This is a genomic window from Hoylesella enoeca JCM 12259 (assembly GCF_000613405.1).
Taxonomy (GTDB): domain Bacteria; phylum Bacteroidota; class Bacteroidia; order Bacteroidales; family Bacteroidaceae; genus Prevotella; species Prevotella enoeca.
Genome location: NZ_BAIX01000009.1, coordinates 62,141 through 84,513 on the forward strand (window position 1 = coordinate 62,141; position 22,373 = coordinate 84,513).

22 protein-coding genes, 1 tRNA gene and 1 pseudogene are annotated in these 22,373 nt (G+C 47.3%); 15 read left to right on the top strand and 9 right to left on the bottom strand.

Annotation, left to right across the window (positions count from 1 at the left end):
• Nucleotides 1-3: 3 nt before the first annotated feature.
• The 4 genes and pseudogenes from JCM12259_RS04690 to JCM12259_RS13875 form a co-directional block, all read right to left on the bottom strand.
• Nucleotides 4-1,188 (bottom strand): thioredoxin-like domain-containing protein, encoded by a 1,185-nt coding sequence (locus JCM12259_RS04690; protein ID WP_025065597.1) that lies wholly within the window; start codon nt 1,186-1,188, stop codon nt 4-6.
• 89 nt (nt 1,189-1,277) lie between these two features.
• A complete protein-coding gene (crcB, locus tag JCM12259_RS04695; protein WP_025065598.1) occupies nt 1,278-1,661 on the bottom strand; it encodes a fluoride efflux transporter CrcB in 384 nt (127 codons plus the stop codon).
• A gap of 246 nt (nt 1,662-1,907) precedes the next feature.
• Nucleotides 1,908-3,389, bottom strand: coding sequence for a lipopolysaccharide biosynthesis protein (locus JCM12259_RS04705; protein WP_025065599.1), 1,482 nt, complete (start codon nt 3,387-3,389; stop codon nt 1,908-1,910).
• Nucleotides 3,390-3,475: 86 nt separating this feature from the next.
• Nucleotides 3,476-4,707, bottom strand: a pseudogene (locus tag JCM12259_RS13875) (spore maturation protein).
• A 313-nt stretch (nt 4,708-5,020) separates the two neighbouring features.
• Here JCM12259_RS13875 and JCM12259_RS04715 point away from each other — a divergent pair.
• The 13 genes from JCM12259_RS04715 (at nt 5,021) to JCM12259_RS04775 (ending at nt 16,884) form a co-directional block, all read left to right on the top strand.
• On the top strand, nt 5,021-6,073 hold the full coding sequence (locus tag JCM12259_RS04715; protein ID WP_025065600.1) for a pyridoxal phosphate-dependent aminotransferase: 1,053 nt from the start codon (nt 5,021-5,023) through the stop codon (nt 6,071-6,073).
• Nucleotides 6,070-6,792 carry a phosphocholine cytidylyltransferase family protein gene (locus JCM12259_RS04720; RefSeq protein ID WP_025065601.1) on the top strand — a complete coding sequence of 241 codons (723 nt, stop codon included), beginning with the start codon at nt 6,070-6,072 and terminating at the stop codon, nt 6,790-6,792. The genes JCM12259_RS04715 and JCM12259_RS04720 overlap by 4 nt, the downstream gene beginning before the upstream one ends.
• 11 nt (nt 6,793-6,803) lie before the next feature.
• The gene (locus JCM12259_RS04725; protein ID WP_025065602.1) at nt 6,804-7,619 is read left to right on the top strand and encodes a LicD family protein; all 816 of its coding nucleotides are present in this window, start codon (nt 6,804-6,806) and stop codon (nt 7,617-7,619) included.
• Nucleotides 7,620-7,629: 10 nt separating this feature from the next.
• A complete protein-coding gene (locus JCM12259_RS04730) occupies nt 7,630-8,742 on the top strand; it encodes a glycosyltransferase family 4 protein (RefSeq protein ID WP_051559160.1) in 1,113 nt (370 codons plus the stop codon).
• Nucleotides 8,739-9,545 carry a glycosyltransferase gene (locus JCM12259_RS04735; RefSeq protein ID WP_025065604.1) on the top strand — a complete coding sequence of 269 codons (807 nt, stop codon included), beginning with the start codon at nt 8,739-8,741 and terminating at the stop codon, nt 9,543-9,545. Before JCM12259_RS04730 ends, JCM12259_RS04735 begins: the two co-directional genes overlap by 4 nt.
• Entirely contained in the window at nt 9,539-9,652 is a 114-nt protein-coding gene (locus JCM12259_RS17745) for a hypothetical protein (protein ID WP_374188306.1), read from the top strand. The genes JCM12259_RS04735 and JCM12259_RS17745 overlap by 7 nt, the downstream gene beginning before the upstream one ends.
• Before the next feature lie 460 nt (nt 9,653-10,112).
• The gene (locus tag JCM12259_RS04745; RefSeq protein ID WP_025065605.1) at nt 10,113-11,333 is read left to right on the top strand and encodes a BT3233 family polysaccharide utilization protein; all 1,221 of its coding nucleotides are present in this window, start codon (nt 10,113-10,115) and stop codon (nt 11,331-11,333) included.
• Between the two features lie 64 nt (nt 11,334-11,397).
• Nucleotides 11,398-12,417 (top strand): sugar kinase, encoded by a 1,020-nt coding sequence (locus JCM12259_RS04750; protein ID WP_025065606.1) that lies wholly within the window; start codon nt 11,398-11,400, stop codon nt 12,415-12,417.
• Between the two features lie 20 nt (nt 12,418-12,437).
• Entirely contained in the window at nt 12,438-13,106 is a 669-nt protein-coding gene (locus JCM12259_RS04755) for a bifunctional 4-hydroxy-2-oxoglutarate aldolase/2-dehydro-3-deoxy-phosphogluconate aldolase (RefSeq protein WP_025065607.1), read from the top strand.
• A gap of 14 nt (nt 13,107-13,120) precedes the next feature.
• Nucleotides 13,121-14,485, top strand: coding sequence for a PTS galactitol transporter subunit IIC (locus JCM12259_RS04760; protein WP_021584213.1), 1,365 nt, complete (start codon nt 13,121-13,123; stop codon nt 14,483-14,485).
• A gap of 31 nt (nt 14,486-14,516) precedes the next feature.
• Nucleotides 14,517-15,434, top strand: a complete 918-nt coding sequence (kduI, locus tag JCM12259_RS04765) for a 5-dehydro-4-deoxy-D-glucuronate isomerase (RefSeq protein ID WP_021584101.1) — start codon at nt 14,517-14,519, stop codon at nt 15,432-15,434.
• A gap of 43 nt (nt 15,435-15,477) precedes the next feature.
• The gene (locus tag JCM12259_RS04770) at nt 15,478-16,281 is read left to right on the top strand and encodes a gluconate 5-dehydrogenase (protein ID WP_025065608.1); all 804 of its coding nucleotides are present in this window, start codon (nt 15,478-15,480) and stop codon (nt 16,279-16,281) included.
• A gap of 75 nt (nt 16,282-16,356) precedes the next feature.
• Entirely contained in the window at nt 16,357-16,884 is a 528-nt protein-coding gene (locus JCM12259_RS04775) for a DJ-1/PfpI family protein (RefSeq protein ID WP_025065609.1), read from the top strand.
• A 306-nt stretch (nt 16,885-17,190) separates the two neighbouring features.
• Here the strand turns inward: JCM12259_RS04775 and JCM12259_RS04780 are convergent, their stop codons facing one another.
• The 4 genes from JCM12259_RS04780 to JCM12259_RS04795 all read right to left on the bottom strand — a co-directional run bounded on the left by JCM12259_RS04780 (nt 17,191) and on the right by JCM12259_RS04795 (nt 20,178).
• A complete protein-coding gene (locus JCM12259_RS04780) occupies nt 17,191-18,849 on the bottom strand; it encodes an AMP-binding protein (RefSeq protein WP_025065610.1) in 1,659 nt (552 codons plus the stop codon).
• 14 nt (nt 18,850-18,863) lie between these two features.
• The gene (locus tag JCM12259_RS04785) at nt 18,864-19,418 is read right to left on the bottom strand and encodes a helix-turn-helix domain-containing protein (protein WP_025065611.1); all 555 of its coding nucleotides are present in this window, start codon (nt 19,416-19,418) and stop codon (nt 18,864-18,866) included.
• A gap of 14 nt (nt 19,419-19,432) precedes the next feature.
• Nucleotides 19,433-19,624 (bottom strand): PspC domain-containing protein, encoded by a 192-nt coding sequence (locus tag JCM12259_RS04790; protein ID WP_025065612.1) that lies wholly within the window; start codon nt 19,622-19,624, stop codon nt 19,433-19,435.
• A gap of 71 nt (nt 19,625-19,695) precedes the next feature.
• On the bottom strand, nt 19,696-20,178 hold the full coding sequence (locus JCM12259_RS04795) for an arginine repressor (protein ID WP_025065613.1): 483 nt from the start codon (nt 20,176-20,178) through the stop codon (nt 19,696-19,698).
• A gap of 104 nt (nt 20,179-20,282) precedes the next feature.
• On the opposite strand from JCM12259_RS04795, the gene JCM12259_RS04800 reads away from it, so the two are divergent.
• Nucleotides 20,283-20,663: a thioesterase family protein gene (locus JCM12259_RS04800; protein WP_025065614.1), complete on the top strand. Its 381-nt coding sequence runs from the start codon at nt 20,283-20,285 to the stop codon at nt 20,661-20,663.
• 426 nt (nt 20,664-21,089) lie between these two features.
• Here JCM12259_RS04800 and JCM12259_RS04805 read toward each other — a convergent pair whose 3' ends face one another.
• Nucleotides 21,090-21,803 carry a Bax inhibitor-1/YccA family protein gene (locus JCM12259_RS04805; RefSeq protein ID WP_025065615.1) on the bottom strand — a complete coding sequence of 238 codons (714 nt, stop codon included), beginning with the start codon at nt 21,801-21,803 and terminating at the stop codon, nt 21,090-21,092.
• Between the two features lie 206 nt (nt 21,804-22,009).
• Between JCM12259_RS04805 and JCM12259_RS04810 the strand changes: the two genes are divergently transcribed.
• Nucleotides 22,010-22,082 (top strand) — tRNA-Pro (locus JCM12259_RS04810).
• Nucleotides 22,083-22,373 lie beyond the last annotated feature (291 nt).

The window sequence follows — 22,373 nt, forward strand, 5'->3', positions numbered from 1 at the left end:
TCTTTACTTCAACATAGCGCGAAGAGTGGCATCCAGGTCTTTGATTTGGGCGTCGCGCTTCTGTAAAACATTGTTACGATCAATGAGAAAGAAAGTCGGAAGACTCTGCACATTATAGCTCACGAGATTAGACGAACGTACACCTGCCTCGTCGCGAACGCTGATCCAGGGTAGTGCAGCAGTCTGTTGCTTCCAGAAATGTTCGTCGGGATCGACTGAAACTTGGTATATTTCGAAGCCCATTGCGTGGTATTTGTTGTACAGATCGCGCAACATCATAATGCGTTTCAGCGATCCTTCGCCGGCGAACAGGTGAAAATCGAGCATTACGACACGGCCTTTCAACTCCTTCAAACGCCGTAAACGTCCCTTATTGTCGCGCAAAGCGATGTCTATTAAGCCCGAGACATCCACTTTATCGGCATCGATCGACTGTGCGGCTTCATTGTGAATGATACGCACATTCTTCATTCCGGCGATGGCAATGTTATGTAAATTCTCGCCGCGTAACGACTGGGGATAATACGTGTCCCAGCTGGTGGCCACGGCGGCAAACACTTTCACGTCGGCCGAAGAGCTGCGGGGATTGAATATCAAAACGTTGGCGTCGCCTAAAACAACGGTTTGAAACAGTGCAAAATAGGCGTAAGCCTTCATCGGTTGCTTGAAGATGTAATTGAGTTTGACGTTGTTCTTATACACGTCCAATACCTTGGCGACACTGTCTTCCACAGCATCCACGCCGAGATCGGGGCTCTTCGCAATGGCATCTATCTGCGTTTGAAGTCGCATCTGCATTAGAGCCAGTTCCTTGATCTTGCTGCATTCCTCAGAGCCCGACACTTCATAACCGTCCGACATCGTAGGAAATGCGGCCTTAATGGTAATGTTTTCCGTTGAATCTGCGGCCACATTGATGATCTGTCCGGCAATTCTCAGGCGGTAAAACTCGGGTGATCCAGTGGCATTTGCACTGAAATGGAAGACTCCGTCGGCGTTCAACCGAACCGAATCGACCACTTCCGGGCCATTGAGACTCATATTTTCAAAGTACAATATCGAGTCTTTAGCCTCGCTGATTGTGCCATTTACATTAAATTTTTGCTTGTTGCAGGCGGTGAAATTCAATATAGCCACAACGAACAGAGCCATTGAAAACACGCGCGTGAAAGTCTTTTTCATTCTCATTCATTTACCGGATTCAAGTGCAAAAATAACGTAATTGCGCCTAACTGCAAAATAATCGCCCCTAATTTTTCGGTTCCTTGTGACTCTACTTATGGCAAGAGGCGAGTTAATTGCATGCCGACAAAGACGGAAAGGAGCCCGATGAAAACGCTTCCGGCGGTGTATAAGGCGGCAAAAAGGATGCGGTCGGCGCTCAGCAACTGCAAACTGTCGTTCATGAAAGTGGAAAACGTGGTGAAACCGCCGCAAATTCCTACGATCAGAAATAGTCGCCATTCGGCGCTGATGAGTCCTGTGCGCTCGCTGAGACCATAAAACAGTCCGATCAATAAGCATCCGATGAGGTTCACTGCCATGGTTCCCACGGGGAAATCCGTATTGACACGGCCTTGCAAGAGCTTCGAAACGAGGAATCGAAAGGTTGACCCCAGGGCGCCGCCAAATGCTACAAGAAGAATGTTTCGTATTGTCATTGCGTGGCAAAGATACGAAAATCGACCTGAAAACAAATGCTTCGAATTCTAAAAATGTTGCCATTGCAATCGGTCTTGTCAGCGATATGTTGAGTGACGGGAAGTTCTTTGTTGATCGGTCTTGCGTGGAGTACTTGGCAAAAGATGGTTAGTTGTGCGGCGAAAAGGCGTTAATGACACGCCATTTAATGGTTAGTTGGCGCGCAACTAACCGTCTTTTGCAGAGAGAAAACAGCTTCATTCTTCTCACTTTCTCATCTTCCCACCTCTAAACTTGTGTAGTGGGAAGTCGCGTTTGACGATATAGGCGAGGAAGAGCAGAATGAGAATTGTATTTAAAAGCAGGGCAATGGAAGTGGTGCAAAAGCTGTTTGTCCACGTCATTGCATAGAAAATGACGGCCGTGAGGAGTACATAAGTAGTGATCTCGCGTATTGGATAGGCGATCGGATATTTCTTTTGGCCCACGACATAACTCAATGTCATCGCCGTGGCATAGCCTATGAAGCCGGCCCAAGCACACGCAATGTAACCGAAACGAGGCACAAACACGACGTTGATCACGATGAGTACGGCGCAGCCAATGCCCGAAAAGTAAGTGCCCCAGATGGTTTTATCGATTAGTTTATACCAAAATGAGAGGTTAAAGTATATTCCCATCATAATCTCCGCAGCCATAACGATGGGCACTACACGCAGTCCGGCCCAGTAATCGTGGCCTATGATGTGTCTCAACACATTTAAATAACCGATCACGACGAGGAAAGCGAGTAACGTGAAAATAATGAAATATTTCATTGCTTGGGCATACGTGGCACGGTTGTCGCGGTCTTTGGCCTTGCCGAAAACAAACGGTTCATAGGCGTAACGAAATGCCTGAGTAATCATTGCCATAATCATCGCCACCTTGCTGGCCGCTCCGTAGATGCCCAATTGTGTGTGTGCGTCGGCTCCCCGATAGATATACGGGAAGAGAATCTTATCTGCCGTCTGGTTGAGTATGCCCGCAATGCCGAGTACCAAGATAGGCCAGCTATATGAAATCATACGTTTTAGCAGGGCCTTATCAAATGAATAGCGAAAGCCTTGCAGCTCTTTCGCTAAGAAAACGAACACAAAGGCTGTGCAGAAAAGGTTGATATAGAAGACATATCCTACGTCAAGTGTGAAGTGATCGTCGTATAAGCCGAAAGGGTTCAGTCGCAAAGCAGGCAGCACGATGAGGTAGAGGATGTTGAGGAGAATGTTCATCGAGATGTTGATCAACTTCAATGCGGCAAACTTAATGGGGCGTTTCTTGTAGCGAAGATAGGCAAACGGGATGCACTGGAAGGCATCTAAGGCCACGCAAATGAACATCACCGCCACGTAAGAACGATGGTTTGCGTAGCCCATCAGCGATGAGATGGGATTCAGAAAAGCCAAGACGACGATGATAAACAGCAGCGATGTGAAGCCCACTGTCATCAATGTGGTGGCATAAACACGGTTAGGATTCTCCTCGCTTTTGTTGACATAGCGGAAGAAAGTGGTCTCCATACCATACGTGAGCAGCACAAGCAGCAGCGCAGTATAGGCATAAATGTTGGTCACAATGCCGTATTCGCCGCCCGAAGCAGCGAATTTGGCTGTCTGGATAGGCACCAGCAGGTAATTGATAAATCGCCCGATGATGCTGCTCAAACCGTAAATGGCAGTGTCTTTAGCTAATGATTTTAGTCCGTCCATATTGTTGTTTTGTCGTGGGGAGGTTGATAGTGCAGGTGCAGTTACAGCTGTCGATCTTCTTTTGAGATTCATCCATAGATTCGCCTTTAACCAAAGAACATATACGCCAGTGCTATTGCGGCTATTACTCCACACAAATCGGCGAGCAAACCGCAGGTTACTGCGTGGCGGGTATACTTGATATTGATGCTCCCGAAATAAACGGCGAGAATATAAAACGTGGTATCTGTCGAGCTTGAAACAAGCAACTCAATCGCCCAACGAATGAATCGGCCCCGTAAGTGGTCATCGTATCGACCATCATTCCGCGTGCTCCGCTGCCTGAAAGGGGCTTCATCAGCGCTGTGGGGAGTGCTTCCACAAAGCCTGTATTGCCTCCACACGCTGCGACTAACCCTTTAATCCCGCCCACCAACATATCCATTGCACCCGAAGCGCGGAAAACACCGATGGCAACGAGTATCGCCACCAAGTAAGGAATGATACGAACGGCTGTCTGAAAACCTTCTTTTGCACCCTCGATAAAGGCATCATACACATTGATTCGCTTGCGTACGCCCGCCAAAATGAATGCAACGATAATCGTCATCAGCACAATATTGGCTACGCTCGTACTCACAATGCTCATCTGTTCTTTGTCAAGCTGCCCGAAACCCCAAATGATTCCGCCTACGATGGCAAGCATTCCGCCGAGTGTGAGCAGCATTGTGCGGTTGAATAAGTTGATGTGTTGGTAAATGGAAGTGATGATGATGCCGGCCAAAGTGGAGAAAAACGTGGCCAGAAGAATGGGTATAAACACATCTGTGGGCTGTTGTGCGCCCAGCTGTGAACGATAGACGAGAATGCTCACAGGTATCAATGTCAGCCCCGATGTGTTCAAAACGAGGAACATAATCATCGGATTCGAGGCCGTATCTTTTCTCGGATTCAATGCCTGCAACTGTTCCATCGCTTTCAATCCCAATGGAGTCGCGGCGTTGTCGAGCCCCAACATATTGGCAGCCACATTCATAAAGATCGCGCCTGTGGCCGGATCGCCTTTCGGAATGTCGGGAAACAACTTGCTGAAAACGGGCGAAAGCACCCGCGCCAATGCGTTGATGAGTCCGCCACGTTCGCCAATCTTCATTACGCCGAGCCACAATGAGAGCACGCCTGTCAGTCCGAGACTGATCTCGAAAGCCGTTTTCGACATGTCGAATGTGGCGTTCATCATCGCCGGAAATACCGACACATCGCCTTCGAAGATGAGTTTCGCCAGCCCGATAACAAAGGCAATGACGAAGAAAGCAATCCAAATATAATTCAAAACCATTCTGTTGCAAAAGTAAATGATTTCTCGCACTCGACAAAGTTTTTGTCTTTGATAGTGACAAAATTATTCACCCGCATTCTCATTGACCGTTAGTCGCATGCCAATTAACGGTTGATTGTCGCTCAATGAAGCGTTGATCAAGCGCCGATTAACGGTTAGTTGGAAGATGTGACGTATTCAATTTATTCTCAACGAAATACAAATAGGATTGAGACGAGAGCAAAATCAACAGCACTTGCTCACTAAAATAAGAATCGGTTTTCCTTGGCTATGTCTGCAACTTGTACTAACTTTGCAAGCAAATAATGACACAATGGAGCAGGATTTAAATTATCTCGATCGCAATGAGTTCAACTTTGAGCCCTCGGCCGAGGTCGAAGAAGCCATCCGAAAGTTTGATATTAAGAAGCTGGCTTTCTATACACGCATCTACGATCAGGGCAAAAAGAGCATCTTCTCGGTGTCTCTCTCTGAGCTTTATGACATTGACGAGCACCAAATCATCATCGGTTACGGTGCAGAAGACCTGCTGAAAAAGACCGTTCATTATTTTCTCACACGCGGAGAAAACAAGACATTGCTTATTCCTAAGTTCTCGTGGTGGTATTACCAGTCGATAGCCGACGAGGTAGAAGGTGTAACCCGCCAGTATCCGATGGTGGAAGACGGCGACACTTTCCGCTATGACCTCGATGGATTACAACAAATGGTGTCCGAAGTGAAACCGAAGATTCTGTTGTTAGCATCGCCCAATAATCCAACGGGCAACGGACTGACGGGCGACGAGCTGCGACGTGTAGTGGAAATGGTACCTCGCGAGACCATCGTTGTTGTCGATGAGGCCTACGCTTCGTTTGTTTCCAACCGCGCAGATTATATCAAGGGACTCATCGAAAACCACGACAACATCATCGTTTGTCGCACAATGTCTAAGTTTTATGGGCTTCCCGGACTTAGATTGGGCTATGGATTCGTAGGCAAAGGCGATGAGATGGACCGCTTTTTAAGGTATGCCAATATGTATTTAGGCTACGACCGACTGTCGGAAGAAATAGGTATCGCTGCGCTGAAATCGGATGTTCACTACCGCGAAATAGCTCGGGTAATGGACGAAGCACGACAAATGTACGTCTCGGAAATCGGCAGTCTGTCCGGATTTAAAGTCTATCGCTCTATTGCCAACTTCATTCTCATTAAGTATCCCACGGCTTTGAAGGAAGTGCTTCAGGCCGCTTTCGCCGACCAAAACTATAAAGTGAAGTTTATGAACGAGCCTGATATCAACACACATATGCGCATAACGATCGGCCGCCGGGAGCAAAACCGCATCGTATGCGACACCATTAAGAGGATTGCCGCACAATGATCGCCGTGATTTTAGCCGCTGGAATGGCCACGCGTCTGCGCCCCTTGACCGACGACCGGCCTAAATGCCTGCTGCAAGTGGGCACAAAGACCTTACTCGCCCGTACTATCGACGCCCTCGTGGAGAATGCTATCAGCGAGTTAGTCATCGTTACCGGCTATCGCGGTGAGATGATTCGCCAGGCCGTCGAGGCTGCTTATCCCGCGCTGAATGTGCACTATATAGACAACGCCGACTATCGAACCACTAACAATATCTATTCGCTTTGGTTGGCAAAACCTTTCATCGACGGGCGCGAAACATTGCTTTTAGACAGCGATATCTTGTTAGACGCCTCGCTGATTCGTGCCATTCTTAATGCCGAAGGCTCTGCTTTGGCCCTCAATCGGCACACATTGGGTGAAGAAGAAATGAAAATCGTGACTGCTCCCGATGGTCGGATGGTCGAAATCAGCAAGACTTGCGACCCGCAAAAGGCGGTTGGCGAGTCAGTGGGTGTAGAAAAAATGACGGCCGATTACACCTCGGCGCTCTTCCGCGAATTAGCTAAAATGATCGTCGTCGAAGGTCTTTCGGGCGTCTTTTACGAACAAGCTTTCCAGCGACTCATCGCCCAAGGACACACATTCAATATCATTGATACCACCGATTACTTCTCAATGGAGTTGGACACCGTAGCCGATTTCGAACTCGCCGGCCGTTTGACGGCCGACCAATAACCCGCAACACGATGGCCAACTATGATATAACCGAACTTCACCGGCGCACGCTTGCCATTCTGCGAGCCGTCGACGCCACGTGCCGCGAGCATCAGTTGACCTATTATATATGGGCCGGCACGATGCTCGGAGCCGTTCGCCACCACGGATTTATCCCCTGGGACGACGACGTAGACATAGCAATGCCGCGGCCGGATTACGAGAAACTCATCGCCAACTGCTGTGAGTGGCTCCCGAGTCCATACGAAATGGTGTGTGCTGAGAATGATCCGGCTTATCCATTGCCCTTTGCCAAGATTCAAGACAGCACCACAACACTCATCGAGCGACGCCATCTACCCTACTTAGGAGGCATCTATATCGACGTGTTTCCTATCGACGGGACTCCCCGTTTGGCCCCGATCAGACGCCTACATTTCGCGGCTTACGAGTATTATAAGCGCGTTTTATATCTGCTTTGGCGCGATCCTTACAAGCGCGGAACGGGTGCTTCGAGTTGGATTCCACGTCTTTGCCGCCGCATTTACACGTTAGGCGAGGTACAACGCAAAATTCGACGTCTGCTCACGGCATACAGTTTCGACCGCAGCCGACTTGTAGCCGACTACGACGACGGTTCCCGCGGCGCAATGACCAAACACGTTTTAGGTACTCCTCTACCCTATTCCTTTGAGGGAGAAACGATATTCGGCGTGGCCAAAGCTGATCGTTACTTGGCTCAGAAATACGGAAACTATATGCAAATACCCCCCGAAGCGCAGCGCAGACAGCATCGATTCCATTACCTCGATCTGCATTCGCCTTATCGGGAATATTCAAATTCATAAGCCACTGACGATGACCCAACGCATAGCCGTTTATTTATACGACACGCGAAATATGTTCGTGGGCTTGGGAGAGTTTGAAGACAACCTCGCCAAACGTATCGCGGCGGTGGCTGAAAGGCTGCTGGCTGAGCGTGACGTAGTATTTTATTTTATTGTGCCCAGTCGTTTGACAGGCCATTACGGACCATCGGTTCGGTATATCAAAATGAACCGTTGGCGGCTGTTTTTCCTCAATTGGGCACCCGCGAAAGCCCTACGTCGATGGCTGTTTCCTCGTGTCGACCTCGTACATTTTACCCAACAGCTACCCAAACTGCACCATACTTTCTCACCGCAGACGCTCATCACCGTGCACGATATCAATTTCTTTCATAATCATTTACCGGCTTCGGTCGAGCAAAAGAAAGCTAAACGCATTGCGAAAAGTCTGCAACGAGCCACCCATTTATCGTTTATCTCGCAGTTTACAAGCCAAGATGTGCGCTCACATTTCGCTGTCGACGTGCCGTTTCGCGTCATTCATAACGGCGTAACCAATCTTTCGCCTCTCGCCGAACGCGGAACCATCAGCATTCCGGCTAACAGTCTGCTCCACATCTCGCATCTACAAGACAAGAAAAACGTGCATCTTTTAGTCGAAATGATGGCTCAACTGCCCGAATATCACCTCTTTTTAGCAGGCAAAGAACAGGGAAACTATGGCCAACTGCTACGCAATCTCATCGCGCGCCACCGCCTGAGCAACGTCACGATGCTTGGTCCGGTATCGACAGAAGATAAAGCACGACTGTTCAGAGACTGTCGAGCATTTCTCTTCCCATCGCTCAGCGAAGGCTTCGGGCTGCCTGTTGTCGAGGCGATGTGCTTCGGAAAGCCCACCTTTCTGTCACGACTTACCTCGCTGCCCGAAGTTGGTGGCGATGCCGCTTATTATTTCGACGAACTGCATCCGGCGCAAATGGCCCAAACAGTAAGGGCAGGCCTGGCCGATTTCGACCGTCAGCGCTCCGACCGCGAGGCTGCAATCCGAGCCAATGCAGGCCGATTCAATTGGGACAAAACGGCCCGGGCGTTCATCGATTATTATCTTTCCATTCTCCAAATCAAATCCATCGAGTTATGAAAAAGAATGTTGTCATCGACTTTTCACGTATCAACGACTATACCGGATTCGGTGAAGTAGCCCGCAGATATTATGCCGAACTCTGCTGTGTAGATGCTCCCGACCTGCATTTCATCGCCATCGTACCGCCTGATTATACGGGAGTCAGAAGTGAGAATATCGATTATCTCACAACCGGAAACGAACTGCAAGACCTCCAAAGACTCGGTCTCAGCGCTGATTTGTGGCATACTACCGATCAGCGTCAGCATCTTTCGCCCCGCAAATCGGGTGCAAAACGACTGCTGACTATCCACGACATTAACTTCATCGGTGAGAAAACGGGAATCCATCGGTTGAAACGTATATTGAAAATGAAGCTAAAAATCATGCGAAGCGATTATATTTCGGTTATTTCTCAATATGTAAAAGACGATATTTCTACCCATATCGGCTTCGGGAATAAAGGCGTTTCCATTGTTTACAACGGTGTTCCCGACATCGAATCAGCCCCCCGCGAACAGCCCGCTTTTGTCAAAGATCCATCTGCAAAGTTCTTTTTCACCATCGGACAAGTTATTCCCAAGAAAAATTTCAAGACACTTTTGCCTTTGATGGATGCTTTTCCCGACCATCATCTCTACATCTGCGGCGAAACTCCAGGCCCTTATGCTGACGATATTCGCGAGCAAATTGCGACGCGATATGCTGACAGAGTGTTTCTGACAGGCCAAATCGAACACTCGGAAAAATACTGGCTCTATGCCATTGTGCCGCTTTTCTTTTTCCCAGCAAGCTCGAGGGGTTCGGTCTTCCCATCGTAGAGGCAATGCGCTTTCGTTGTAACATCGTTGCCAGTCAGCTCACCAGCATTCCTGAAATAGCCCAAGACTACATCTCTTATTGGCTGATTTCACGCCGGAACATATGATTTCGGTACTGCAAAAAGCATTGGACATTCCACAAGAAACGCTTCAACGTCGTCACGAAGAGATGTATCGCTACTCCCAACGTTTCAATTACGCCAATTACACAGCGCAATATCTGGAACTTTATAGAAGTATTTAGAAATGTGACCACACCTCAGGCCGCTTTCAGTTAACGGTTCATCGCCGTGCAACTAACCATTAGTTGCACGGCGATGAACCGTTAGTTGTCATGTAACTAACGGTTCATGAAAATCCCTCTCCGGATTCGATAGTTCATAGCTCATTCCAAATTGAGAATTCTTTTAGCCCTCGAAGTTAGGAGATTGAGAGTCTGACGAGGTATTTTGTACGATATGTGAACTTTTTTTGTATGTCTTGCACACATGGCTTTCTGCATTTATGGCTACATTTGTAACATGTTTCGACCGACTGAACATGCGGTTGATCAAATTTCTGATGAGAATGAAAATACAACACTTGTTATGCGCTTTGTTGCTGTCGTCGGCATCTTATGCCCAGGAAGTCAGCGTGAAAATCATTAATCCAACGGCTCGGCAACGACACGAAGTGGTGCAAATCGATGCCCGAGAAGTGTATGCTCAGCTTAGAGTTAGCTATGGCTCATCGCTCATTGTGCGGAATGCGTATCGGCAGCAAGTGACTTATCAACTGTCGCATGACAGTCTGTTGCTTGTCGACAGTAAGGTGCGACCGATGGGAACAGTGACTTACACGGTTGTTCCGGGGCAAGCAATGCCGATGAAAAGTGCTGTTGACGGGCGACTTTACGCTTGGCGTGTAGACGATTTTACGTGGGAGAACGACCTGGGAGCGTATCGTGCTTATGGTCCGGCACTGCAACGCACGGGCGAAAAGGCTTTTGGCATAGATGTTTGGTTGAAATCGGTACCTCGTTTGGTGGTGGTAGAGCGTTATCATAACGTGTTCGTTGCTAACCGACAAGGGGCAGAATGGCGTAAACAAGGGCGAAATGAGGAGGCCGACAGTGTGAAACGGGAAAACTCATTGCACTTGGATCACGGCAATGGATTGGATTGTTATAACGTGGGTCCGTCTTTGGGGTGTGGTGCTCCTGGCGTATTGATCGGCGATAGCATCGTGATGCCCTATTGTTTTCAGCGCTATAAGGTGTTGGAAAACGGTCCGTTGCGTTTCACCGTGGAGTTTGTCTACGGTAAAACGACAATCGACGGGCAGAAAGATGTTGTAGAACACAGGCGCATCAGCCTTGACAAGGGCAGCTATTTTAATCGTACTACTGTTTGGTACGAGTATTTACGCCGTCCGATAAGGGTGTGTGCAGGTGTCGTCATTCATTCTGCCGATACGAAAAGCATACGTTTGGGCAAGGATTTTGTGCAATATGCGGATCCCACGGACAGTCCTGAACGGCATAGTTTTCAGATTTACGTGGCGGCAGTTTTCCCATATGGGATAGAGAAAACGCGTTTCGTACCGTGCTCCCGATTGCAAGGCGATATCGCAGGGCACGCTATCGGAGAGAAGATTTTGCGAGAGAATGAACGTTTCGTTTATTATTTCGGTGCAGGATGGACGGGTCGTGGTGTCGAGAATCAAGATGTTTGGCAACAGAAAATCGACCTGTTCAGACAGAATTTAGTCGCTCCACTGAAAGTGTCGATAGCTGTAAAGGGAGCCTGATCAATACATTAACTTGTTTGTTTGTCAGCTCGTTGATCATTGTTTAAAATATAAACTCATATAAATGAAAATCGTAACATTAGGAGAAATTATGCTTCGGCTTTCTCCGGAAGGTAACGGTCGCTTCGTTCAAGCCGATTGTTTTCGTATCATTCCGGGAGGAGGTGAAGCCAATGTGGCTGTCAGTCTGGCCAATTATGGGCATCAGAGTTGTTTTGTCAGCAAGTTACCCGAGCACGAAATCGGGCAAATTGCCGTGAATGCACTGCGTCGTTACGGTGTAGATACACAGTACATTGTCCGTGGCGGGGCACGTGTCGGGCTTTATTATGCAGAGACTGGCGCGTCGATGCGGCCGAGTAAGGTGATTTATGACCGTGCTCACGCGGCCATTGCAGAGTGTGATCCGCAGGAATTCGACTTTGATGAAATAATGGATGGAACTCAGTGGTTTCATTGGAGTGGCATAACGCCTGCACTGAGCAATCAAGCTGCACTGTTGACAAAGCTTGCTTGCGAGGCTGCCCATCATCATCACGTAACTGTAAGTTGTGACTTGAACTATCGTAAAAAACTTTGGACTTCTGAGAAAGCAATCTCTGTGATGTCTCCTTTAATGCAATACGTGGATGTATGTATCGGTAATGAAGAGGATGCTCAGCTCTGTTTGGGATTCCGTCCTGATGCCGATGTAGAAGGAGGAAAGACAGATGCCGATGGATATCATCGTATTTTTGAACAGATGATACGGCAATTCGGGTTTCAATATGTTGTTTCAACGCTTCGCGAATCTTATTCTGCGACCTGTAATGGATGGAAAGCGCTTATCTTTAATGGTAAAGAATTTTATGAGAGTAAGCGTTATGAGATTAATCCGATCATTGATAGAGTAGGGGGAGGAGACGCTTTTTCCGCCGGACTTATTCACGGTTTGCTGACTAAGAAGACTCAAGGCGAGGCGTTGGAGTTTGCCGTTGCGGCTTCAGCTTTGAAACATACGATCGGCGGAGACTTTAATCTTGTTAGTGAAGATGAAGTAGAGTCGCTTGTTAAAGGGAATGCAAACGGTCGAGTACAACGATAAAGAGAAATATAGGAAATATAATGGCAAAGTTTGATAAGATAGAAGTCTTGCAGAAGATAGGTGCAACTGGTATGGTGCCTGTCTTCTATCACAAAGACGTTGAATTGGCAAAGCAGGTGGTGAAAGCTTGCTATGACGGCGGCGTACGTGCTTTTGAGTTTACGAATCGAGGCGATTTCGCCCACGAAGTATTTGGAAATTTGGTGAAATGGGCTGATAATGAGTGTCCTGAATTGGCTCTTGGAGTAGGCTCTATCGTTGATCCTGCAACGGCGGCATTATATATTCAGCTCGGTGCCAACTTCATTGTGGGGCCGCTCTTTAATCCGGATATTGCCCCGATTTGTAATAGACGTTTGATACCTTATTGTCCGGGATGCGGCAGTGTCAGTGAGATTGGTAAGGCACAAGAGTTGGGTTCCGACTTGACGAAACTCTTTCCCGGTGACGTTTTGACGCCGAAGATGGTGAAAAATATTATGGCTCCGTGTCCGTGGACAAAGATTATGGCGACGGGAGGCGTCGAACCTTCGCGCGAAAACTTGGCAGAATGGTTTAAGGCAGGTGTTTTTTGTGTGGGAATGGGGTCTAAGTTGTTTCCCAAAGAGCGGATTGCTGCTGGTGATTGGGCGTATATCACGGAACTGTGCAGGGCGTGTCTTACCATTATTAGTAGCTTGAAATCATAAGATAAGTAAGTTTTATGAATGTATTCAGTTATATAATTCAGTTAGGAGCGAGTGTAATGATGCCGATTCTCTTTACTTTAATCGGTCTCATTATCGGTATGAAGTTCGGTAAATCACTAAAATCCGGTCTGTATGTCGGTGTCGGTTTCGTTGGATTAGGCATCGTGACGTCTTTGCTGACGACTAATTTTAATGCTCCTTTAAGTAATATCTCCGAGCTTTATCAGCTGCAACTCAATATCTTTGATATGGGATGGCCGGCTGCGGCAGCCGTTGCTTACAACACTGCTGTCGGTGCTCTTGTCATTCCTGTGTGCTTAGGTGTCAATCTCTTGATGTTACTCACCAAGACAACACGCACTGTTAACATTGACCTTTGGAATTACTGGCACTTTGCTTTTATTGGTGCTGTAGCTTATTTTGTGATGGGAGAAAGTCTCTTTTGGGGATATTTTGCAGCCATCATCTGCTATATTATAACGTTAGTCAGTGCAGATCTGATTGCAGGAAAGTTTCATCGCTATTATGAGAATTTAGATACCATCTCTATTCCGCAACCTTTCTGTCTGAGTTTTGTTCCTTTTGCCATTGTCATCGACAAGGTATTGAATCTTATTCCGGGTTTCAACAAGTTGGATATAGATGCCGAAGGCTTAAAGAAAAAGTTCGGAGTGCTTGGCGAACCACTTGTATTGGGCGTTATAGTGGGGCTTCTCATCGGTGTCTTTGCACATCAAAATCTGAAAGGAATACTCTTTTTGGGAATCACGATGGGGGCTGTAATGGAATTGATCCCGCGCATAACGAAACTCTTTATAGATGGATTGATGCCTATTTCAGAGAAAACCAAGGAGTTGATTGACAAACGTTTTCACGGACGTAAGATATTTATTGGAATGAGTCCGGCCCTTGTTATTGGTCATCCTACAACGTTGGTAGTGTCTCTTTTACTTATTCCGACTGCTCTTGTCGTGGCTGTTATCCTGCCCGGAAACCAGTTCTTGCCTTTGGCTTCATTGGCAGGAATGTTCTATCTTTTCCCTTTGGTGCTTCCGATTACTAATGGAAATGTTGTCAAGACCTACCTGATAGGACTTGTTGCAATTGTCATCGGCTTATATTTCGTTACGGATATGGCACCCGATTTCACAATGGCGGCCAATGAAGTATATAAAGCTACGGGCGATTCAGCGGCTAAAATACCCGAAGGGTTTGATGGTGGAGCGCTGGATTTTGCCTCTTCGCTTTTCGGATGGACGATATATAAACTCACATGTTACGTGAAATACGTCGGTCCGACAGTGCTTGTGGTTCTTACACTTGGTATGATGCTTTATAATCGCAGACAGATTATTGCAGACGAAAGTCAATCTCTTTAAATCCATTTAATTAATAAATCAAGAAACGATAATGAAAAAACTGACGACTTCTATTGCTCTCCTGCTTTTCGTTTTAAGCAGCATTGCTCAGACAACAAATTATAATGTCCGTTGGGCGAACCATCCCGCAGATGTAAAAAACTATGATACGCAACGCCTTCGCAAAGAGTTTCTCATTGATAAGGTGTTTGCGCCTAACGAAATCAATTGGACTTACACGATGTATGACCGCTTCTTGATTGGTGGTGCAGAGCCTGTTGGGATGCCGTTAGAACTGAATCCCATCGAACCATTGAAAGCTAAGACGCTATTAGAGAACCGAGAGCTTGGCATTATCAATGTCGGCGGCGAGGGAACGGTTACAATAGACGGAAAGGTTTATAACCTCGGATTCCAAGAAGGAATCTATATCGGTCGCTCCACAGCGGAACATCCCAATCGCATTGTACTTTCGAGCAAAGACAGTTCGCGGCCGGCTAAATTCTATATGAATAGTGCCGTTGCCCACAAAAGCTATCCGACGAAACTTGTAACACTGAAAGATGCCAAGAATATCAAGGCTGGAAGTCTTGCCGGAAGTAATGACCGTGTCATTCATCAATTGATTATCAACGGCGTTGCAGGCGTTCAAACCTGTCAGTTACAGATGGGAATAACAGAGCTCAAGACAGGTTCCGTTTGGAATACGATGCCTGCTCATACGCACCTTCGCCGTATGGAGACTTACCTTTACTTTAATGTTCCCGGCGATCAGATGGTCTGTCATTTGATGGGAGAACCCCAAGAGACCCGTCATATTTGGATGAAGAACGAGCAAGCCGTTATTGCTCCTCAATGGTCTGTCCACTGTGCAGCCGGCACGAGCAACTATACCTTTATTTGGGGAATGGCCGGTGAGAATCTGGATTATGGTGATATGCAAGTCGTCAAGATAACGGATCTGAGATAAATGAAGTCTACTCGTCAATTCGACAACTATAAAATAAATAACAATGGATATTTTTTCAAAAAACTTTTCATTAGAAGGTAAAGTCGCATTAGTCACAGGTGCGGCTTACGGAATCGGTTTCGCCATAGCAGAATCTTTTGCTTTGGCAGGAGCAAAAATTGCTTTCAACTGTCGTGATCAGAAACATTTGGATCAGGCTTTGGCCGATTATGCAGCCAAAGGTATTGCCGTTAAGGGTTATATCGCAGATGTTACGGACGAAGAGCAAGTAAAAAATCTGGTGGATCAAATCACTCGTGAGCTTGGCACCATCGACATTCTTGTCAATAATGCGGGTATAATCAAACGCATCCCGATGGAAGAAATGAGTGTGGAAGACTTCCGCAAAGTCGTGGATGTAGACTTAAATGCACCGTTTATTGTGTCTAAAGCCGTCATCCCGGGCATGAAAAAGAAAGGTCGCGGGAAGATTATCAACATCTGTTCGATGATGAGTGAGCTGGGCCGTGAGACTGTTTCGGCTTATGCTGCGGCCAAAGGAGGACTCAAAATGCTCACGCGCAACATCTGTTCCGAGTTTGGCGGCTGCAACATTCAGTGCAACGGAATCGGCCCTGGCTATATTGCCACGCCGCAAACAGCCCCGTTGCGTGAGTTGCAAGCTGATGGAAGCCGGCATCCTTTTGATCGTTTCATCCTCTCGAAAACGCCTGCCGGGCGCTGGGGAACGCCCGAAGACCTGATGGGACCTGCCGTATTCCTGGCCAGCGAAGCCTCAGACTTTGTCAACGGACACATTCTTTACGTCGACGGCGGTATCTTGGCTTATATCGGGAAACAGCCATAGACGATATATTTTTGCATCGTTTGCGAAAAAGAACTATCTTTGTTGTCGATTTGATTACAATAAAATTCAAAGATTATGAGTAAGAAAGTAGCAGTGTTGGCTGTCAATCCGGTAAATGGTTTGGGCCTTTTCACGTATTTGGAGAACTTCTTCGAGAACAAGATTGCATATCGTGTGTTTGCTGTTTCTGATTCGACGGATATCAAAACCAACTCGGGTGTTGCGCTGAAAGCAGATGCTCTTGTCGCAGATTTGGCCGGTCATGCCGCCGATTATGATGCGATGGTTTTCTCGTGCGGTGATGCCATGCCGGTGTTTGCACAACATGCAGACGCGCCTTACAATCAAATGCTGATCCAAGTGATCAAGGAGTTTGCCGGCGCCGGCAAACTATTGATCGGTCATTGCGGTGCAGGCGTGTTGTTTGATTTGGCTGGTGTGACCGCCGGAAAGCAAGTAACCTGTCATCCTTATGTGAAAGACATGGTAAAGAATGCCACTTATGTCGATGCGCCTTACTGCATCGACGACAATATTTACACCGCAGCCGAAGAGAAAGAATTGCATTTGATGATGCCCGAAGTGGTGAAAGTGCTAAAATAAAAGAACTTGTGAAACAAGCAACGAGGTCGCTGTCACGGCCTCGTTTTTTTGTTGCTGTTCGCTTGGACGAACAAAAAATTGCGATTTCTCGCTTTCCGAGGGGTCGGACGAACAAAAAATTGTGATTTCTCACTTTCCGAGGGGTCGGACGAACAAAAAATTGCGATTTCTCGCTTTCCGAGGGGTCGGACGAACAAAAAATTGCGATTTCTCACTTTCCGAGGGGTCGGATGAACAAAAAATTGCGATTAACGGTTAATCAGACTCCTTTTCATGTCCAGTTGAGAATTGGTGATCGGCAACGGCTCATCTCTTGTGATCTCTTTCGCGAATCTCCACACGGCGAATCTTGCCGCTGATCGTCTTCGGAAGTTCGTCGACAAACTCGATGATGCGGGGATATTTATACGGTGCCGTCTGGTGTTTGACGTGGTTCTGCAACTCCTTGATGAGTTCGTCGCCGGCCCGATTTTTCCATTCCGCACCGAGCACCACAGTCGCTTTGACCACCATGCCGCGTATTTCGTCGGGCACTCCGGTAATGGCGCACTCCACAACAGCAGGGTGTGTCATCAGGGCTGACTCCACTTCGAAGGGCCCGATACGGTAACCGCTGCTTTTGATCACATCGTCTATACGGCCCTCAAACCAATAATAACCGTCTTGGTCGCGCCAAGCCATGTCGCCGGTGTGGTAAATACCATCGTGCCAAACCTGTTTTGTCAGTTCGTCATCACGATAATAGCCTTGGAAAAGACCGATCGGCTTCCGGTCACCGATGCGTATCACGATCTCGCCTTTCTCTCCGTCTTCGCATGACGAACCGTCGGGACGCAGGATGTCGATGTCGTATTGCGGATTGGGCAAGCCCATCGAACCCGGCTTCGGAGCAACCCATGGCATCGTGCCGAGGGTCATCGTGGTTTCGGTTTGGCCGAAACCTTCCATCAACGAGATGCCTGTGAGACGTTTGAACTTATCGAAAACGGCGGGGTTGAGCGCTTCGCCGGCCGTGCAGCAATAGCGAAGCGAAGAGAGATCATATCTTGAAAAGTCTTCGCGAATCATAAAACGATAAACCGTCGGAGGTGCACAGAAAGCGGTGATATGATACTTCTCCATCTGCTTTAACAGTTTGTCGGCTGTGAACTTTTCGTGATCGAACACGAAAACAACGGCTCCTGCAAACCATTGTCCATATAGTTTGCCCCACACTGCTTTACCCCAACCCGTGTCGGCAACGGTGAGATGAATGCTGTCTTCACGCAGATTGTGCCAGAAAGCACCCGTGGTGATATGCCCGAGCGCATATAAATGATCGTGGGCAACCATCTTCGGCTCGCCGCTTGTGCCGCTTGTGAAATACATCAAGAGCATATCATCGTTGTCATTCACGTGTGCTGGACGGACAAATGCGGGTGCGTTGTCGATCTCTTTGTGCCAATCGTGGAAACCGGGAGGCACTTCCGGACCGATCGAAACGAGTGTTTTCACTGTGGGACTGGCACTCATCGCCTCGCTTACTTGTGTCAAAACATATTCTTCTCCCACGCAAATGATGGCCTTGACACTGGCTCGATTGTTGCGATAAACAATGTCGTTGGTGGTCAACATGTGCGTAGCGGGAATGGCGACAGCGCCGAGTTTGTGTAGTGCCAGCATCGAAGCCCACCATTCGTAATGGCGTTTGAGGATGAGCATCACTTTATCCCCGTGGCCGATACCTAATGTTTGGAAATAGCTTGCAGCCTGATCGCTCAGCGTTTTGAAGTCTTGAAAAGTGAAAACAATCTCTCGTCCCTCGTCATTAGTCCATATCATCGCCGTTTTGTTGGGCTTTTCGGCAGCCCATACATCCATCACATCGTAGGCGAAATTGAAGTTTTCAGGGATGATGAAATGCAGATTCTGTCGATAATCTTCGACGGAAGAGAAGTGGGTTTGTTTCAAAAAACGTTCTATCATGATGCTTTCCTTCGTTAGATAACCACGCAAAGAAATTTCACTGCGTGGTTACCGAGTGCGCGCATGCAATGTTTGTGGCCGGCATCGAAATAAATGCTGTCGCCCGGATGGAGCGTCATCACCTTTTCGCCGATGGTGATTTCCAAGTCGCCTTCAAGCACATAGTCGTATTCCTGACCTGCATGTGAGTTTTTGTTGTGCCTCTTTTCGCCCGGCAAAGGCTCTATGGTGACCATAAACGGATCGACTTTCCGACCGCGAAAGCCGCTTGCCAAACTCTCATACGTGTATCCTTTGGTGCGCTCTACACTCATTCCCTGTTGCCGACGGGTAAGGAAATAAGTGCTCATTCGCGGTTCTTCGCCGAAGAGTAGCACGTCAATGCCGATGCCATAACGCTTGGCTATCTTTGAGAGTCGATAGAGAGAGGGGTCTGCTTCGCCTGCTTCGATCTTCAAATAATGTTCCAAAGAGATGTCGCAAAGCTCTGCAACTTCTTCTGCGGGAATGTTAAAGACCTCGCGAAGACCCTTTAAGCGTTCGCCTATTTGTCGTATTGATTCTTCCATATAGAGATTCCTCGTTAGTCTTCTCGGGGCATGATAAACCAGCAAATCAGATAGATGATCACGCCGCTGAACGCTGTGCACACTGTGAGAATGGTGTAAATGATGCGGAATAGCGTGGGATCGAAATCGAAATAGTCGGCCAATCCGCCGCAGACTCCTGCGATAATGCCGTTTCTGGAACGGTACAATGTCTTTCCTCTTGCCATGATTTCTGCTTTTTTGAATGGTTGTTTGTTAGACGAAAAAGATGTCTTGAAAGTTGCACGCGTGCCGATGCTCACTGTTGTTCGAGATCGGGGATGATTTGAGTCAGCGCCTTAAATGCTTCTGCGGGCATCGTACCTGCTGTGAGCAGGGCGAAAATCGTGTCGTGACCGGCGATTGTTCCGAGGATTTCGGGCACACCGCTGTTGTCGATGTGATGAGCAATCGACGCGGCATAACCGGGCTTTGTGCGGATGACAGCGATGTTGCCGGAGAAGTGGATGGACTCAAACCCCGTCGTGAGCGGCATTTCCAATGTTGAGCGAGACTGTGAAACGCGTTTGTAAGACGATTCGTCGGGAAGTTCATAGACTTTTCTTCCGTTTTTGCCGAGCACTTTGACAGCTCTCAGCAGTCGTAAATCGCGACTCAACGAGGCTTGTGTCACGACGAATCCTCGCTTGGCAATCGCCTGTAATATCTCTTCCTGACTGCCCAATTCTTGTTGAGCAATGGCCGTTTTTAATGCTTCTATCCTGCGATTTCTCGTTCCCATTTCTGTATTTTTATACGATTTCGAATGCAAAGTTATGAATTTATGGGTAAAGAGTGGTCTTAATTTCGTATAAATTGATAGGAAAGGCGTATCTTTGCTGCATGATGTTACAAGAAGGATTGATGCACACCAGTCGATTGACCGTGTGTGATGACAACAGTGCAATCGCTCTCGGATCAGGCGATATGCCCGTTTTGGCTACGCCGGCGATGCTGGCTTTGATGGAGAATGCAGCTATGCTGGCCGTGGCTGGTGCGTTAGACGAGGGAGAGACCACTGTTGGGGGACACATCGAATCGTCACATTTGAAACCCTCGAAGATAGGTGCGGAGGTGGAAGCCACGGCTACGCTGACGCGGATCGACGGTCGGAAACTTTATTTTTCTGTTGTTGCGCGCGAGGGAGCAGTAGTGATTGGTGAGGGAACTCACCTTCGGTTTATCGTAGATCGGGCACGTTTTCTGGCACGAATGACTGATCATTGATGGTTGCGTGACGGCAATTCGCATTTCGTGTTATGCTCCGTTGTTTGTCCAACGGTGCAGAGTCGTGTTGCGATTAACCGTTACTTGCGCGCTAATTAACGATTCATTGCACGCCAACTAACTGTTGGTTGGCGTGTGACGAATGGTTAGTTGCATCGCTGGTTGCAGTGTGCTGATAAATAGGGGGATGTGACTGTCGTTGCGATTAGGAGCAAGTCTTACAGTCTTGTACTGATAAATTCTTGATCAATACGATGCAAGACGTCTTGGATTTCCTGTTTTTAAGTCTCGGAAGCGAATCGTATTTTCTTCTTGTATGGCCACATGAGCGAGGGATTGATACCTGCCAAGCGAGTAAAATGATGCTCTAAACAATTGTTCCCTCCCTAAATCGGGAGGGAACAAAGACGAAATCTGATGCTATTGTTATCTGTCTCTTCCGAAGATTCGCAGCAGATAGAGAAACAGATTGATGAAATCGAGATAGAGGGAAAGTGCTCCCATGAGTGCGATTTTCTGTGCCTGTTCATCTATATTGTCGCATTGCGCCAACATCAGTTTGATCTTTTGCGAGTCCCAAGCAGTGAGTCCGATGAAGATTGCTACACCAGCGTAACTGAGAATCATGTCGAATCCCGAACTGTGCAGGAACAGATTGACCAGCGTGGCGATGATGAGTCCGATGAGTGCCATAAATAGGATGCGGCCCATCGATGACAAATCGCGTTTGGTGAAGTATCCCACGGCGGCCATAGCAGCGAAAGTTCCCGCTGTGATGAGGAACACTTGGGTGATGATTGTTGTGGAGTAGACAGCGAAAATGGCTGAAAGCATTGCGCCATTGAGCACCGAATAAAGTGTAAAGAGCAATGTGGCCGAAGTCAGAGAGAGTCGGTCGATAGCCCGCGTTACACCGAATACCAACGCTAATTGTGCGATGATGAGTCCCCAAACGATTGCTTTGCTGGAATAAATCGCCATCATCAGACTTGGCGAATGGGCTACGCCGTAAGCTGTAACACCTGTAATGACGAGCGCTAAACTCATCCACACATACACTTTACGCATCAGTGAAGGGAACGCCAACGATACAACGCTCTCTTTCTCACGTATCATTCTTTCTAATTCTTGTACTTCCATACGTTTGTTTGATCTTATTTGGTTTAGGATTGCAAAAATAGTCGTTTTCGGAAATATCCCCAAATAATCTCTCTTTTCTTCTTATTTGTTGCAGATTAGTATGTTTTCGTTTATCTGTTTTAACAAATTTCGCGTAAGTTCCCATATACTTTTCAGCTAAAAATGCTTGTGTTTCAAATAAAAATATTAACTTTGCACCCGCAAATCGGGATGTAGCGCAGTTGGTAGCGCACTACGTTCGGGACGTAGGGGTCGGGCGTTCGAGTCGCCTCATCCCGACTGATAAGAGCGACAAATAGAATCTTTCTGTTTGTCGCTTTTTTGTTTTCTGATAAATCGGAAGGCTATATAATATAATAAGGTGATAGTCCTTTATTTTCCTGTTCATTTGTAATGATTTAGGAAAAAGATAGTTTATTATTGAAATTTTCCATGAAAACATTTGGTGTTTATTTTAGAAGTGTGTACTTTTGCATCCGCTTTCGGGTTACCGTTAGCGATTTCAGAACGTGATCTTTGAAACAATTTACATAAGACAGCATATAGTACAGGGAATGTCTCTATGTATTT